Origin of the sequence: Anaeromyxobacter sp. SG64 (genome assembly GCF_022690745.1) — a bacterium.
Classification (GTDB): Bacteria; Myxococcota; Myxococcia; order Myxococcales; family Anaeromyxobacteraceae; genus Anaeromyxobacter; species Anaeromyxobacter soli.
Window position 1 is genome coordinate 1 of the sequence record NZ_JALCZB010000106.1, and the last position, 14,146, is coordinate 14,146.

Consider the following 14,146-nt stretch of genomic DNA (forward strand, 5'->3'; position numbering starts at 1 on the left):
GCCGCCGCCCGGCCCGCTCGCGGGGGCGACGCGCGGGTCCGCTCCGGCCTCGACGTGCTCGCGCGCAGCCGGTTCCGGCAGCTCCGGGGCCGGCGCGTCGGGCTCGTGTGCAACCCCACCGCGGTCACGGCCGAGCTCGTCCACGCCGCGGACCTCCTCCACGGCGCGCCGGGCGTCGAGCTCGCCGCCCTGTTCGGGCCCGAGCACGGCGTCCGCGGCGACGCGCAGTACATGGCGGCCGTGGGCGGCGAGCGCGACGCGCGCACGGGGGTGGCGGTCCACTCGCTCTACGGCGAGACGACGAGCTCGCTCAAGCCCTCGCCGGAGGCGCTCGAGGGGCTCGACGCGCTCGTGTTCGACATCCAGGACGTGGGCGCCCGCTACTACACGTACCAGGCGACGATGATGCTCTGCATGGAGGCGGCGGCCGATGCGCGCGTGCCGTTCGTCGTCCTCGACCGCCCCAACCCGATCGGCGGCGTCCTCGTCGAGGGGCCGCGGCTCGCCCCGGGCTTCGAGAGCTTCTGCGGCCTGCACGATCTCGCGCCGCGCCACGGGATGACGGTCGGCGAGCTGGCGCTCCTGTTCCGCGCCGAGCGGAAGCTCGACCTCGATCTCGAGATCGTCGCCTGCGAGGGCTGGCGGCGCGGCGTGGGGTTCCGCGAGACCGGACTGCCGTGGGTGTTCCCGTCGCCGAACATGCCGACGCCGGAGACCGCGCTCGTCTACCCCGGGATGTGCCTCCTCGAGGGCACGAACCTCTCCGAGGCGCGCGGCACCACCCGCCCGTTCGAGCTGTTCGGCGCGCCGTGGCTCGACGCGCACCGGCTCGCCGAGGACCTCGCGCGCGAGCGCCTCCCCGGCGTCCGCTTCAGGCCGGCGAGCTTCGTCCCGACCTGGGACAAGCACGCGGGGGTCCGCTGCCACGGCGTCGAGCTGTTCGTGACCGACGCCGCGCGCTTCCAGGCGTTCCGGGCCGGGCTCGCCTGCGTGCTCCACGCGCGGGCGCAGGACCCGGCGCGGTTCGCCTGGCGCACCGAGCCCTACGAGTTCGTCGCCGACGTGCCCGCGTTCGACCTGCTCTGCGGGTCCGCGCGCGAGCGCGAGGGGCTCGAGGCCGGCGCCACCGTCGCGGAGCTCGCGCGCGCGTACGCCCCCGAGGAGCGGGCGTTCGCGCGCCGCCGCGCGGCCTACCTCCGCTACGCGGGCTGAGGTAGGCTCCGCTGCCGGGACGGAGGGACGGGCGAGGAGGGTGACTTGAGGATCGGGCTCGCGAGCGACACGCACGGAAACCTCGACGCGCTCCTCCGCGCCTTCGAGCGCTTCGAGCGCGCCGACGCCGATCAGGTGTTCTTCCTCGGCGGGCGCCACTCCGACGTGGACGGCGTCCTCGCCCGGCGCCGCCGCGGGACGCCCGACCCGCTCGCCGCGCGCATCGTGCGCGTCGCGAGCCGCGCCTGCCCGGAGGCGGCGAGCGGCGAGGCGCCCACGACGCACGTCGACCTCGTCGAGGGCCGCATCTGCTGCCTCGTGCACGACAAGGCGGACCTCTCCCGCGACGACATCGCGAACGCCTCGATGTTCTTCCACGGGAACAGCGCGCGCGCCGCGATCGTGCAGATCGGCCCGCGCTGCTTCGTGACCCCGGGGCACCTGCGCGGCGAGGCCCCCGCGGACGCGCCTCCCACGTTCGGCCTGGTCGAGCTCAGCGATCGCGAGGTCGTCCTCACGGTCTACTCGGCGGACGGCGCGGAGCTGCGCACGGAGCGCTGCGCCCCGGCGGCGCAGGGCCGGATGTCGGTGAAGTGATGGCGCGGCGGCCGCCGGGCGGGGCGCGGGCGCGCGCGGGCGAGGGCAGGGCGGTCGCGATCCTCGGCGGCTCGTTCAACCCGCCCCACGTCGCGCACCTCATGGCCGCCTACTGGGCGCTCGCGACGCAGGACGTCTCGGAGGTCTGGCTCCTCCCCGCGTTCCGCCACCCCTTCGGCAAGGCGCTCGCGCCGTTCGAGGACCGCGTCCGCATGTGCGAGCTCGCCGCGCGCGCGATCCGCGGCGTGGGCGTGTGCACCGCCGAGGCCGAGCTCGCGGCCGATCCCCTCGTCGGGAAGACCGCGCGCACGCTCGAGCACCTCCAGGCGAAGCACCCCGACCACCGCTTCACGCTGGTCGTCGGCGCGGACATCCTGCCGGACACGGACAAGTGGTACCGCTGGGACCGCGTCCAGGAGCTCGCCCGCGTCGTGGTCGTCGGGCGCGAGGGCTACCCGCCGGTCGCAGGCGCGCCGACGCTGCCGGCCATCTCGTCCACGCTCGTCCGCGAGCGGATCGCGCGCGGCGAGGACGTGTCCGGCCTCGTGGCGAGGAGCGTGCGGGAGTACGTCGAGCGGACCGGATTGTACCGTTGAGGGCGCGGGGGACGACGGCTTCACCTCGTCCGCGATCCCGCGCTCCGATGGACACCGGGCGGCCCCGGCAGCGGCACGAGGGGCCGCGTCGCCCGCCCGGCGTGCGTGGCGAGGGGCTCCCTCCGCTCATGCACGTGCTCGTGGCGCCCGCTCGCCCTCATCCGGCCTGGGCCGGGGGCGGGTCGACGGGAGGCGGTCGCGTCGAGGTCGGCGTGGCGCCCCGCCACGGCAGGGCGGGGACGCGCGCCTCGCCCGATCGGCTGCGGGATCCCGGCTCCTCGCGCAGGAGCTGCAGCGCGCGGAGGCGAAGGTGTCCGCCGACGCGGGACAGGAGCGGCTCCAGCTGCGGCCGCGGATCGCACGCGAGGCGCCACAGGAGCGCGGCGAGCTCCTCGCCGCTCAGGTGATCGCGCTCTCGCGACCACCACTCGGCGATCTGCATCATCGGGCAGCGCGCGAGGCTGGCCTCGACGTCCTGCGTCCGGCCCTCGAGGAGGTGCTCGACCGCCTCCGCGAGGGCGCAGGGCACGGTGCATCCCACGAGCAGGCGCACGCGCAGCGCGTCCTCTCGGTCTCCCGCGTGCTTTCGGTGGTCGATCCGCTCGAGGACGTGCTCCACGTCCTCCCGGCGGAGGAGCACGCCGGTGGCGAGGGCGAGGTCCGCCGGATCCACCTCCCAGATGCGGCGCGACGCATTCGGGCGCGGGGACCGACCCCCTTGCCCGGCGGACCCGGCCGTGGCGGCGCCCTCCCGCTGCGCCTCGCGGAGCAGGGCGCGGGCGGGAGAGCTCGAGCGGCCCTCACCGATAATGAGATTCATTCTCATGATGGTGACGATACGCCCGGCGCAGACGGGAGTCAATCGTCGCCCCCCCGAGGCGGCGGCCCATCGATTCGATCGCGACGGCGGCTCACGCTGGCTGGCCGCGCCGGTCAGACTCCTCCGCTGCTCGGTCGTCGTGACCCCGGCTCGCGGCGCCATCGCACGGCTCGTGACGCGACCCGATCGACGGCTCCGCGCTCGCGCGCCAGGGCCGCGAGCCACCCCGCCGCCGCTCCACCGGCGACGAGAGGACGCCTCCGACCTCGAGGCCCGGCGCGCCCGGAGGCGGGGCGGTGTTCACGCCTGGAGTGTTGCGGCGGGCCGGCGCGCGGTCAAACTCCGTCCATGCCCGAGTCCCTCCGCACGCGCCTGCAGCGGTACGGCTTCAACCTTTTCCCCGCCTACCGCGGGACGGGCGCGCGGGTGGCGTTCATCGCGCACGACTGGCGGGAGGTGCGGGTGGAGCTCCCGCTCTCGCGCCGGACGCGCAACTACGTGGGGACGATCTTCGGGGGGTCGATGTACGGGGCGGTCGACCCCGTCTACATGCTGATGCTCATCCGCTGCCTGGGCGCGGGCCACGTCGTCTGGGACAAGGCGGCCACGATCCGCTTCCTCCGGCCGGGACGGTCGACGCTGCGCGCGACGTTCAGGCTGCCGGTCGAGGAGACCGACGCGATCCGGGGCGCGCTCGAGACGGAGCGCTCGGTGGACCGGGTCTACAGGGTCGAGCTCGTGGACGGGCAGGGGACCGTCTGCGCGGAGGTGGAGAAGACCGTCTACGTGCGGCGGCGCGCGGGCGGCGGCGGAGGCGGGGCCGGGGCGCTGACGGTCAGCGGCGCGGCGCGCGCGAGATCCTGAGCGCGCCGCTGCCGGCGTCCACGAGCGCGACGTCGCCCGGCGCGAGCTCGCCGGCGAGGATCTTCTCGGCGAGCGGCGCCTCGACGTGCCGCTGGATGGCGCCGCGCATCGGGCGCGCGCCGAGCGCGGCGTCGAAGCCGCCGTTCTCGACGAGGAACGCGATCGCCTCGTCGGTCGCCGCGAAGCGGATCTTCCGCTCCGCCTCGAGCCGGCGGGAGGAGTCGGCGAGCAGGAGCCGCGCGACCTCGGCCACGTCGGCGCGCGAGAGCGCCGAGAACGAGACGCGCTCGTCGAGCCGGTTCCAGAGCTCCGCCGGCACGGCGCCGCGGGCGGCCTGGAGGACGCGGTCCTCGCGGGGGAGGACGCGCTCGGCGGCGCCGAACCCCATCGCGCCGGTGGAGGTGCGCGTCGCCTCCTCGGCGCCGAGGTTCGAGGTGAGGATGACGACGGTGTTCGAGAAGTCGACCTGGCGGCCGCGGCCGTCGGTGAGCCGCCCCTCCTCGAGGATCTGCAGGAGCAGCATCTGCACGTCGCGGTGCGCCTTCTCGATCTCGTCGAGCACGACGACCGAGGCCGGCCTGCGGCGGACGGCGTCGGTGAGCTGGCCGCCCTCGCCGTAACCGACGTACCCGGGCGCGGCGCCGACGAGGCGGGCGACCCCGGTGGTCTCGGCGCACTCGCTCATGTCGAGCTGGACGAGCGCGTCGCGCGCCCCGTAGAGCGCGTCGGCGAGGGCGCGGGCGAGCTCGGTCTTCCCGACGCCGGTCGGTCCGAGGAAGAGGAACGAGCCCATGGGCCGGCGGGTCGCGAAGCCCGCGAAGTTCCGCTTCAGCACCGCCGCGACGCGAGCGATGGCGGCTGCGTGGCCGACCACCCGCGCGCGGAGGGCCGCCTCGAGCCCGAGGATCCGCTCGCGGTCGGAGGCGAGCAGCCGCGACTCGGGGATGCCCGCCATCTTCGCGACGGTGCGGGCGACGTCCGCGGCGTCCACCTCGGCCGCGCCTGCGCGCGAGGCGCGGGAGCCGGCGAGGTCGAGCGCGGCGACCGCCTTGTCGGGCAGGAAGCGATCCGTGACGTAGCGCGCCGAGAGCGAGGCGGCCGCCTCGAGCGCGCCCTCCGCGAAGCGCACGCGGTGGTGCTTCTCGTAGCGCGGCGCGAGCCCGCGCAGGATCGTGACCGTGTCGGCGATGGACGGCTCGCGCACGAGCACCGGCGTGAAGCGGCGCTCGAGCGCGGGGTCCTTCTCGATGTGCTGGCGGTACTCGTCGTGGGTGGTGGCCCCGATGCAGGGGAACTCGCCGCGCCCGAGCGCCGCCTTGAGCTCGTTCGCCGCGTCCTGCGGCCCCTCGCCCGTCGCGCCCGCGCCCATGAGCGTGTGGATCTCGTCGATGAAGACGACCACCCGGCCCGCCGCGCGGCGCACCTCCTCCTGGATCCCGAGGAGCTTCTCCGAGAACGCGCCGCGGAGCTGCGTCCCGGCCACCACGCTCGCCATGTCGATCTCGACGACCACGCGGTCGCGCGCGCTCGCGAGCAGCCGCTGCGCGATCCCCTCGACGATGGCCGTCTTGCCGACGCCGGGCTCGCCGACGAGGAGCGGGTTGTTCGTGCGGCGCTTGCCGAGGACGTCGATCGCCTCCTCGACCTCCTGCTCGCGGCCGACGAGCGGATCGAGCCGCCCCGAGGCGGCGAGCTCGGTCAGGTTCCGCCCGAGCTGCGCGAGCCAGGGGAACTCCTTGGGGTCGAGGGCGTGGGGGGAGCGGCGGGCGCGGGGAGCGGAGGGGGCACGGCTCGAGGTCGAGGTCTGGATCGAGGTCGAGGTCGGGGTCGAGGTCGAGGTCGGGGCGGGGGTCGAGGCGGACGTCGGGGTCGCGTTCCCGAGGGCCTGCTCGAGGTCGGCCTCGAGCTCGCCGTCTCGTCTCGGATCCGCCGTCCGGCCGCGCGCCTCGCTCCGCCGCGGCGGGACGACCGGCTGCGCCGGGCGCACCTGCACCGGCTGCAGCTCGCGGAGCCGGCGGGGCATGCGCGCAGTGAAGTAGGAGAGGGCGACGTTCCGCAGGGTCGAGAGCTGGAGCCCGCACGCGCCGAGGAGCTGGTGGGCGGCGCTCGCGCGGACCCGGCCCATGGCGATGAGGAGGTGCAGGCAGTCGACCTCCTCCGCGCCGACCGACTCCGCGACCTCGCGCGACCGCTCGCGCAGGTCGCGCAGGACGCCCTCCGCCTCCTTGGGCTTCCCGGTCATCGCCGCGAGGATCCGGTCCTCGTCGATGCCGCGCTCCTTGAGGAGGATCTCCGCCCGGTTCGGGACGGTGAAGAAGGCGAGGAGCTGGTGAGCGCTGGTGAGCTTCTGGTTGACGCTCGCCGCGATGTCCGCGGCCTCGGCGACGACCTGCGCCAGCTCCATCGACTCGATGACCGGGGGCATTCGAGGGGACGATGCGATATCGTCCGGAAGGGGTCAATTTTCCCGCCGATCCGCTATGTTTCACCGGCATGCGCCGCCTCCTCGCCACCGCCGTCCTGCTCCTCGCCGCCTGCCGCACCGCGGCCCCGCCCGCGCTCGTCACCGAGCGCCAGCCCCCGCTCGTCGCGATCCCCCCGTCGCCCAAGGTCCCCGAGCCGCGCATCGCGCTCGTCCTCGGCGGAGGCGCCGCGCGCGGCTTCGCCCACATCGGCGTGATCCGCGTCCTCGAGCAGGAGCGCATCCCGGTGGACCTCGTCGTCGGGACGAGCGTCGGGAGCCTCATCGGCGCGCTCTACGCGAGCCACAAGGACAGCTTCGAGCTCGAGTGGACCGCGTTCAGGCTGGAGCGGGACGACCTCTTCGACTTCGGCCTCGTGAACGCCGTCGTCGGGATGGGCTACGCGAAGGGCGAGAAGCTCGAGCGGTTCGTCCGCGAGAGCGTGAAGCAGCGGGACATCGAGCAGCTCCGCGTCCCCTTCGCGGCCGTGGCCGCCGACCTGAACTGGGGCCAGACCGTGGTGCTCGACAAGGGCTCCGTGGCGCGCGCGGTGCGGGCGTCCTCGGCCATCCCCGGCGTGTTCGAGCCGGTGGAGCACCAGGGCAAGCTCCTCGTGGACGGCGGCGTCGTGGACAACATCCCCATCGACGTGGCGAAGGCGAAGGGAGCGGACCTCGTCATCGCGGTGGACATCGGGGCCGACGTCGGGAACACGAACATCAAGAACGTCGTGGACGTCATCCTCCAGGCGTCCGACATCATGTTCGCCGTGAACGTCGGGTTCCGGCGGCAGGGCGCGGACGTGCTCGTCCAGCCGAAGGTGGGCGGCGTGGGCATGCTCGACTTCACGAAGAAGAAGGACTGCATGCTCGCCGGCATCCAGGCCGGGCGCGAGGCGGTGCCGCGCATCCGCGCCGCGATCGACGCCTGGAAGGCGCGCAAGGCGCTCGAGGCGCGGCCGCGCGGCTGACCCCAGGGCGAGTGACGGCGTCCCGAGCGCCGGAGCGGGCGCGCTCGCGCGAGGGGGACGCGGCGCGGCGCTGGATCGCGCGCCGCGGCGCGGGTTAAGTACCGGCCCCATGCCCGCGCCCATGCGCTTCGACGCCCGCTACTACCGCCGGTTCTACGGCGGGCCAGGAAAGACCCACTCCGCGAGCGAGATCGCGCGCCTGGCGGCGGGCGTGGACGGCCTCGCCGCGTGGCTCGGCGTGGAGCTCCGCTCCGTGCTCGACGTGGGCGCCGGGACGGGGCTGTGGCGCAGCTGGTTCCGCCGCCACCGGCCCGAGGTGAGGTACCGGTCCATCGAGGTCTCGCCGTACGCCTGCGAGCGCTACGGCCACGAGCTGCGCGACATCTCCCGCTGGCGCGCCCGGGAGCGGTTCGACCTCGTCGTGTGCCACAGCGTGCTGCAGTACCTCGACGACGCCGCGGCCGAGCGCGCGCTCGACAACATCGGCCGCATGTCCCGCGGGCTGCTCTACCTCGAGGCCGTCACGCGGAGCGACCTCCCGATCCTGGACCTCGAGAAGTCGGACACGCAGATCCACGTGCGGAGCGGGGCCTGGTACCGCAGCCGGCTCGGGCGCCACTTCTTCCAGGTCGGCGCGGGGCTGTGGGGCTCGCGGAGGAGCCCCATCCAGCTGTTCGACCTCGAGGGGCCGGGCGCGCTCGAGAGCCGCCGGTAGACTCCGGCCTAATCCAGCCCGCGCGCCCACAGCTCGTCCTCGTCGAGGCCGAGGAAGTGCCCGACCTCGTGGACGAGCGTCACGCCGATCTCCTCGATGAGCTCGTCGCGGCTGCGCGCGAACCGCTCGAGGTTCTTCTGGAAGAGCACGATGGCCGAGGGCAGGTGGCTCCAGGGATCCATCGAGACCTTCTGGCCGTAGGGCGCGCCGCGGAAGAGGCCGAGGATGGCGGGCGAGAGGGGCGGGTCGGAGGCGCGGAGGTCGTCGTCGGCGGGGAGGTCCTCGACCGTGATCGCGACGTTCGAGAGGTAGCGCCGGACCTGCTCCGGGATCGAGGCGAGCGCGGCCTCGACCGCCTCGTCGAACGCGCGCGGCGAGAGCGCGATCGGCTCGGGGAAGCCCTCCGGGTCGAGCCTCCGCGCGCGGGCGAACCGGCGCCGCGCCTCGTCGGGCGCGCCCTGCCGCTCGGCGACGAGGCCGAGGTGGTGCTGCGTCCAGGGCTCGTCCGGATCGAGGGCCTCTGCGCGGAGGAGCGCGGCGCGCGCCTCGTCGAACCGGCAGAGCTCGTACAGCGCGAACCCCTGCTCGACCTTCACCTCGATCGCGTCGGGGAGCGCCGCCTCCGCCTCGGCCAGCTTCTCGAGCGCCGCGCGCGACTCGCCGAGCTGACTCAGCCCCGCGCCCTCGAGCCAGGCGAACTCGCCCACCAGCGCGGCCTCGCCCGCCTTCCGCGCGAGCCGCGCTCCCCGCCGGGCGAGCTCGAGGCCGCGCTCGACGCGGTCGCGGTCGCCGTCGTCCTCGCCGCCGCCGTTCACGTGGAAGTCGGCCGCGCCGAGGAGCAGGTCGAGGTCGTCCTTGCCCACCGCGAGCGCCGCCTCGTACGCCTCGCGGGCGTCCTCCGCGCGCCCGAGCTCCGCGAGGGCGGCGGCGCGGTACTGCAGCGCGGCGACCGACCGCGGCGACGCGCGTAGCGCCTCCTCGGCGCGCGCGAGGGCGTCCTCGAAGCGGCCGTCCTCGAAGGCGTCGCCGGCGGCCTCGACGAGCGCCTCCCCGGGATCCGGGCGGGCAGGGGACATGTCAGCGCTCCTCTCGGCGGTGGCTCACGGCGCGGCAGTAACGGCCGGGCGGCCGCCTGTCAAACCGGGATCCCCCGCGTGGGGATGGCGCGTGTTCACCCGGAGAGCGGTCGACGACGGGGCCCGGGAGCCCGCTTGACCGAGGTCCGCTCACGGTTATCTTAGCGGCCGCCCGGGGCGACTGCCAGCGCGCAGACCGGGTGAATTCAGCGAAACCACACGGATTTTCGACAAAGGAGCCTTCGCCCATGCCGGCCAAGGAGATCGCATTCCACCAGGGGGCCCGCGAGGCCATCCTCCGCGGCGTCCAGACGCTCGCCGAGGCGGTCGCGGTGACGCTCGGCCCGAAGGGCCGCAACGTCGTCATCGAGAAGAGCTTCGGCTCTCCGACCATCACCAAGGACGGCGTCACCGTCGCGAAGGAGATCGAGGTCGAGCCCAAGTTCGAGAACATGGGCGCGCAGATGGTCCGCGAGGTCGCGTCCCAGACCTCGGACAAGGCGGGCGACGGCACCACCACCGCGACCGTGCTCGCGCGCGCGATCTACGAGGAGGGCCTGAAGCTCGTCGCCGCCGGCCACAACCCCATGGATCTGAAGCGCGGCATCGACCGCGCCGTCGAGGTCATCGTCGCCGAGCTCAAGAAGCTCTCGAAGCCCACGCAGGGCAAGAAGGACATCGCCCAGGTCGGCACCATCTCGGCGAACGGGGACGAGACGATCGGCAACATCATCGCGGAGGCGATGGAGAAGGTGGGCAAGGAGGGCGTCATCACCGTCGAGGAGGCGAAGGGCCTCGAGACGACGCTCGAGGTGGTCGAGGGCATGCAGTTCGACCGCGGCTACGCCTCGCCCTACTTCGTCACGAACCCGGATCGCATGGAGGCCGTGCTCGAGGACCCGTACATCCTCATCACCGAGAAGAAGATCTCGGCGATGGCGGACCTCATCCCCGTGCTGGAGCAGGTCGCCCGCTCCGGCAAGCCGCTCCTCATCGTCGCCGAGGACGTCGAGGGCGAGGCGCTCGCGACGCTCGTCGTGAACAAGCTGCGCGGCACGCTGCACGTGGCCGCGGTGAAGGCGCCCGGCTTCGGCGATCGCCGCAAGGAGATGCTGAAGGACATCGCGACGCTCACCGGGGGCAACGTCGTGGCCGAGGAGCTCGGCATCAAGCTCGAGCAGCTCGGGCTCAAGGACCTCGGGCGGGCGAAGCGCATCACGATCGACAAGGACAACACCACGATCGTGGACGGCGAGGGGAAGCGCGCGGACATCGAGGCGCGCATCAAGCAGATCCGCGCGCAGATCGAGGAGACCACCTCCGACTACGACCGCGAGAAGCTCCAGGAGCGGCTCGCGAAGCTCGTCGGTGGCGTGGCGGTGATCAACGTCGGCGCGGCGACCGAGACGGAGATGAAGGAGAAGAAGGCCCGCGTCGAGGACGCGCTGCACGCGACCCGCGCGGCCGTCGAGGAGGGCATCGTCCCCGGCGGCGGCGTCGCGTACCTCCGCTCGCTCCAGGCGCTGAAGAAGCTCAGCGTTCCCGAGGGCGATCAGCGCTTCGGCGTGGCCATCGTCCAGAAGGCGCTCGAGTACCCGGCCCGCCGCATCGCCGAGAACGCCGGCTGGGACGGCGCCGTGGTGGTCGCGAAGATCAACGACGGCAAGGGCGCCCACGGCTTCAACGCGGCTACCGAGGTGTTCGAGGACCTCGTGAAGGCGGGCGTCATCGACCCGACCAAGGTCTCCCGCACCGCCCTCCAGAACGCCTCGTCGGTCGCGAGCCTGCTCCTCACGACCGAGGCGATGGTGGCCGAGAAGCCCAAGAAGAAGTCCGCGGCCGCGCCCGGGGGCGGGATGGGTGGGATGGAGGACATGGATTATTAAAGCTGCCGCAACCTCGCGGATTCGCTCGGGTGACGCGCGGCGCATTGACGGTCCGTCACGGACCAGGTATGTACCGCGAATACGGGACGCGGCGTCGGGAGAGAGGCCGCGCCCCGGATGACGAGGGCAACCGTTACTACGCGCTCTGCCGGGCGGAAACTGGGTGTCGTCGTCAGCGGGGCCGAGGGCGAGAGCTCTCGGCCCCGTGTGTTTCTCGGGAGGGGTGCTACGCCCGCTCGCGCTCGCCCGCGGGGACGGGCGGCAGGTCCTTCGAGGCGATGTACACGACGTTCCGGTTCGAGCGCTTCCCGCGGTACATCGCGCGGTCGGCGAGGTCGAGCAGCTCGGCCTTCGCGGACGCGTGCTCCGGGAAGCTCGCGAGGCCGATCGAGGCCGTGACGCGGACGCGCTGCCCCTCGTGGGAGAGGAAGCGGTGGTCCTCGATCGCGCGGCGGATGCGCTCGGCGACCTTGAGCGCGCCGCCCGAGTCGATGCCGGCGAGGATGACGACGTACTCGTCGCCGCCGTAGCGGACGACGACGTCCTCCTCGCGCACGCACGCGCGCAGGACGCGCCCGACCTCGACGAGCAGGCGCGAGCCGGAGAGATGCCCGTGCTGGTCGTTCACGGCCTTGAAGTGGTCGAGGTCCATGAACAGGACCGAGAAGGCCCGCCCGCCGCCGAGCTCGCGCTGGAGCGCCACCTCGAGGTAGCGCGTGTTGTAGAGGTGGGTGAGGTCGTCGAGGTACGCGAGGTGCTCGACCTTGCGCAGGCGGCCGAGGTTCGTGAGCGCGAGGCCGAGGTGGCGCGCGAGGAACGCGGCGCCCTCGGCGCACTCCTCCGAGAGCGGCCCCGTGACGAGCACCGCCGCGGCGCCGAGCACCTCGCCCTCGTCGGCGACGGGGACGCAGACCACGCGGTCGTGCCCGTCCGGCCCGACGCCCTCGGGCGCGCGCACCTCGACCGCGTGCTCGCGCCCGATCCGGGCGAGCGCGGGCCGCGCCGCCTCGAGCACCGCCTCCGCCTCGCGCCGCTCGAGCCCGTGCGCGCCGGCGAGGCTCCAGCCGCCCGCCGCGGGCTCGAGGAGCGCGCAGGCGGGCGTCACGCACTGCGCGGAGAGCGCGGCGAGCGCCATCGGGACGAGCCGGTCGCGGTCGAGCGTGCCCGCGATGCGCTGCCCCGTCTCGAAGAGCCGCAGGTGCTCGCGGAGCGAGCGGTTCTCGGCGAGGACCTCGCGCATGGACAGGCAGCGCTGCACCGCGACCTGGAGCTGCTCGGGCGTCACCGGCTTCACGAGGTAGTCGCTCGCGCCGGCGCGCATCGCGCGGACGGCGGGGTCGACCTTGTCGAGGGCGGTGATGACGATGACGCCGATGCCCGGGTCGAGCTGCTTCGCGGCGTCGAGGAGCTCGAGGCCGTCCTGGGGGCCGGGGAGGATGACGTCGGTGAGGAGGACGTCGAAGCGACGCCGCGCGAGCTGGGCGAGCGCGGTGTCCGCGCCGTCCGCGATCTCGACGTCGTAGCCCGCCGCGCGGAGGTAGTCCGCGTACACGGTGCGCGCGAACCGCTCGTCGTCGACGAGGAGGACGGCGTGTCCCATGGCCCTTCATCGTATCATGAGGCCCGTGCGCTCCCTCGCGTCCGATCGCAAGGCGCTGCTCTTCTCGGCGGGCGGCGTGCGGCTCGCGCTCCGGCTCGCGCACGTGCGCGAGATCCTCGCGGTCCCGCCGGACGCGGGAGAGGTGAGCGTCCGCGGCGAGCCCGTCCCGACCGCGTACGTCTCGACCGTACTCGGGCTCCCCGCGGGCGGCTCGGGCTTCGCCCTCGTGACCGAGGGGCCGGCGCGCGTCGCGCTGCGCGTCGAGGCGCTGCACGGGATCGTCGACCTCGCCGAGGCGGAGGTCTTCCAGCTCCCGGCGCACACGCCGCTCCCCCAGCCGTCGCCGTTCGCCGGCGCCATCGTGGCGCGCGGCGAGCTCGCCCTCGAGCTCGCCGTCTCGACGCTGGGCTTCGCGCCGCTCGAGCCCGCGGAGGAGCTCCCGCCGCCGCCCGAGGGAGGCCTCTCCGCCGGGACGGAGCGGGAGCTCCGCTTCGCCCGCGGCGGCCGCACCTACGCGGTGCCGCTGTCGATGCTCGTCCAGATCCTCGAGGCGCCGCGCGTCGCGAAGGTCCCGCTCACGCCGCCGTCGCACCGCGGCCTCCTCCACCACGCGCGGGCGCTCCACCCGGTGGTGGACGTGGGCGTCCTCTACGGCGAGCCGCCGTCGGCGGAGGGGCGGACCGTGCTGCTCGTGGACGCCGGGGGCGCCGGTGTGGGCGTCGTCGCCGACCGCGTCGTGGGCGTCGCCGAGGGCGGCGAGGACGTCACGCGGCCGCCCTGGGACGCGGTGTTCGGCATGTAGCCGCGCGGGGCCTCGCGGCGCCGGTGTGCGCACCCGCGGATCGTCGCCAGGAGCCCGTAAAGCCTCGCGAATGTTGACATTCGTACGATCGCGGCGTTACTGGTTACGGTCTTTTCCCCCCTCCGCTCCCCGGGATCGCCGATGCCCAAGAACCTGCTCCTCGCGGACGACTCCATCACGATCCAGAAGGTCGTGGGCATCACCTTCGCGAACGAGGACTACCAGGTCGTCGCCGTGGGCAACGGGGAGGACGCGATCGCGCGTGCCCGCGAGCTCCGCCCGGACGTCATCCTCGCGGACGTCGTCATGCCGAAGCGGAACGGCTACGAGGTGTGCGAGGCGGTGAAGGCCGACCCGGCGCTCGCGCACATCCCCGTGGTGCTGCTCGCCGGCACGTTCGAGGCGTTCGACGAGGCGCGCGCCCGCAGCGCTCGCGCCGACGGACACGTCGCGAAGCCGTTCGAGAGCCAGGCGCTCATCAACAAGGTCCGGGAGCTCGTGGAGGGCAAGGCCGCGACCGCTCATCCCCGCCGCCGCGCCGCGCCC

The 14,146-nt window shown here is 74.0% G+C and carries 13 protein-coding genes; 9 read left to right on the forward strand and 4 right to left on the reverse strand.

Annotated features, from left to right (window positions below; all coding sequences use genetic code 11):
- Window positions 1-54 precede the first annotated feature (54 nt).
- From MNZ29_RS20860 to nadD, 3 genes are read left to right on the forward strand one after another with little or no spacing between them, the layout of a single operon-like run.
- On the forward strand, window positions 55-1,212 hold the full coding sequence (locus MNZ29_RS20860) for an exo-beta-N-acetylmuramidase NamZ domain-containing protein (protein WP_242356576.1): 1,158 nt from the start codon (window positions 55-57) through the stop codon (window positions 1,210-1,212).
- A 45-nt stretch (window positions 1,213-1,257) separates the two neighbouring features.
- A complete protein-coding gene (locus MNZ29_RS20865) occupies window positions 1,258-1,809 on the forward strand; it encodes a metallophosphoesterase (protein WP_242340874.1) in 552 nt (183 codons plus the stop codon).
- Complete coding sequence (nadD, locus tag MNZ29_RS20870) at window positions 1,809-2,405, forward strand: nicotinate (nicotinamide) nucleotide adenylyltransferase (RefSeq protein WP_242340873.1); 597 nt, start codon at window positions 1,809-1,811, stop codon at window positions 2,403-2,405. Before MNZ29_RS20865 ends, nadD begins: the two co-directional genes overlap by 1 nt.
- A gap of 157 nt (window positions 2,406-2,562) precedes the next feature.
- Here the strand turns inward: nadD and MNZ29_RS20875 are convergent, their stop codons facing one another.
- Window positions 2,563-3,225: a hypothetical protein gene (locus MNZ29_RS20875; RefSeq protein ID WP_242356565.1), complete on the reverse strand. Its 663-nt coding sequence runs from the start codon at window positions 3,223-3,225 to the stop codon at window positions 2,563-2,565.
- A 348-nt stretch (window positions 3,226-3,573) separates the two neighbouring features.
- Here MNZ29_RS20875 and MNZ29_RS20880 point away from each other — a divergent pair, with 348 nt between their 5' ends.
- A complete protein-coding gene (locus MNZ29_RS20880; RefSeq protein ID WP_242340871.1) occupies window positions 3,574-4,089 on the forward strand; it encodes a DUF4442 domain-containing protein in 516 nt (171 codons plus the stop codon).
- Here MNZ29_RS20880 and MNZ29_RS20885 read toward each other — a convergent pair.
- Entirely contained in the window at window positions 4,061-6,514 is a 2,454-nt protein-coding gene (locus MNZ29_RS20885) for an AAA family ATPase (protein ID WP_242356568.1), read from the reverse strand. The two genes, MNZ29_RS20880 and MNZ29_RS20885, sit on opposite strands and share 29 nt — an antisense overlap.
- Before the next feature lie 68 nt (window positions 6,515-6,582).
- Here MNZ29_RS20885 and MNZ29_RS20890 point away from each other — a divergent pair, with 68 nt between their 5' ends.
- Together MNZ29_RS20890 and MNZ29_RS20895 are read left to right on the forward strand one after the other, a co-directional pair.
- Window positions 6,583-7,521, forward strand: coding sequence for a patatin-like phospholipase family protein (locus MNZ29_RS20890; protein ID WP_277957128.1), 939 nt, complete (start codon window positions 6,583-6,585; stop codon window positions 7,519-7,521).
- A gap of 109 nt (window positions 7,522-7,630) precedes the next feature.
- Window positions 7,631-8,236 (forward strand): class I SAM-dependent methyltransferase, encoded by a 606-nt coding sequence (locus MNZ29_RS20895; protein ID WP_242356570.1) that lies wholly within the window; start codon window positions 7,631-7,633, stop codon window positions 8,234-8,236.
- An 8-nt stretch (window positions 8,237-8,244) separates the two neighbouring features.
- Here the strand turns inward: MNZ29_RS20895 and MNZ29_RS20900 are convergent, their stop codons facing one another.
- Complete coding sequence (locus MNZ29_RS20900; protein WP_242356572.1) at window positions 8,245-9,312, reverse strand: metallopeptidase family protein; 1,068 nt, start codon at window positions 9,310-9,312, stop codon at window positions 8,245-8,247.
- Window positions 9,313-9,560: 248 nt separating this feature from the next.
- Between MNZ29_RS20900 and groL the strand changes: the two genes are divergently transcribed.
- The gene (groL, locus tag MNZ29_RS20905; protein WP_242340867.1) at window positions 9,561-11,198 is read left to right on the forward strand and encodes a chaperonin GroEL; all 1,638 of its coding nucleotides are present in this window, start codon (window positions 9,561-9,563) and stop codon (window positions 11,196-11,198) included.
- 226 nt (window positions 11,199-11,424) lie between these two features.
- On the opposite strand, the gene MNZ29_RS20910 is transcribed toward groL, so the two are convergent.
- A complete protein-coding gene (locus MNZ29_RS20910; RefSeq protein ID WP_242340866.1) occupies window positions 11,425-12,798 on the reverse strand; it encodes a diguanylate cyclase in 1,374 nt (457 codons plus the stop codon).
- 25 nt (window positions 12,799-12,823) lie between these two features.
- On the opposite strand from MNZ29_RS20910, the gene MNZ29_RS20915 reads away from it, so the two are divergent.
- A complete protein-coding gene (locus tag MNZ29_RS20915) occupies window positions 12,824-13,600 on the forward strand; it encodes a chemotaxis protein CheW (protein WP_242340865.1) in 777 nt (258 codons plus the stop codon).
- Window positions 13,601-13,741: 141 nt separating this feature from the next.
- On the forward strand, window positions 13,742-14,146 hold a 405-nt coding region (locus tag MNZ29_RS20920), incomplete at its 3' end, for a response regulator (RefSeq protein ID WP_242356574.1).

Excerpts from the sequence above, each read along its gene's own strand:
- nadD (WP_242340873.1), top strand. The coding sequence starts at position 1,809 with ATGGCGCGGCGGCCGCCGGGCGGGGCGCGGGCGCGCGCGGGCGAGGGC.
- MNZ29_RS20875 (WP_242356565.1), bottom strand. The coding sequence starts at position 3,225 with ATGAATCTCATTATCGGTGAGGGCCGCTCGAGCTCTCCCGCCCGCGCC.
- MNZ29_RS20880 (WP_242340871.1), top strand. The coding sequence starts at position 3,574 with ATGCCCGAGTCCCTCCGCACGCGCCTGCAGCGGTACGGCTTCAACCTT.
- MNZ29_RS20885 (WP_242356568.1), bottom strand. The coding sequence starts at position 6,514 with ATGCCCCCGGTCATCGAGTCGATGGAGCTGGCGCAGGTCGTCGCCGAG.
- MNZ29_RS20890 (WP_277957128.1), top strand. The coding sequence starts at position 6,583 with ATGCGCCGCCTCCTCGCCACCGCCGTCCTGCTCCTCGCCGCCTGCCGC.
- MNZ29_RS20895 (WP_242356570.1), top strand. The coding sequence starts at position 7,631 with ATGCCCGCGCCCATGCGCTTCGACGCCCGCTACTACCGCCGGTTCTAC.
- MNZ29_RS20900 (WP_242356572.1), bottom strand. The coding sequence starts at position 9,312 with ATGTCCCCTGCCCGCCCGGATCCCGGGGAGGCGCTCGTCGAGGCCGCC.
- groL (WP_242340867.1), top strand. The coding sequence starts at position 9,561 with ATGCCGGCCAAGGAGATCGCATTCCACCAGGGGGCCCGCGAGGCCATC.
- MNZ29_RS20910 (WP_242340866.1), bottom strand. The coding sequence starts at position 12,798 with ATGGGACACGCCGTCCTCCTCGTCGACGACGAGCGGTTCGCGCGCACC.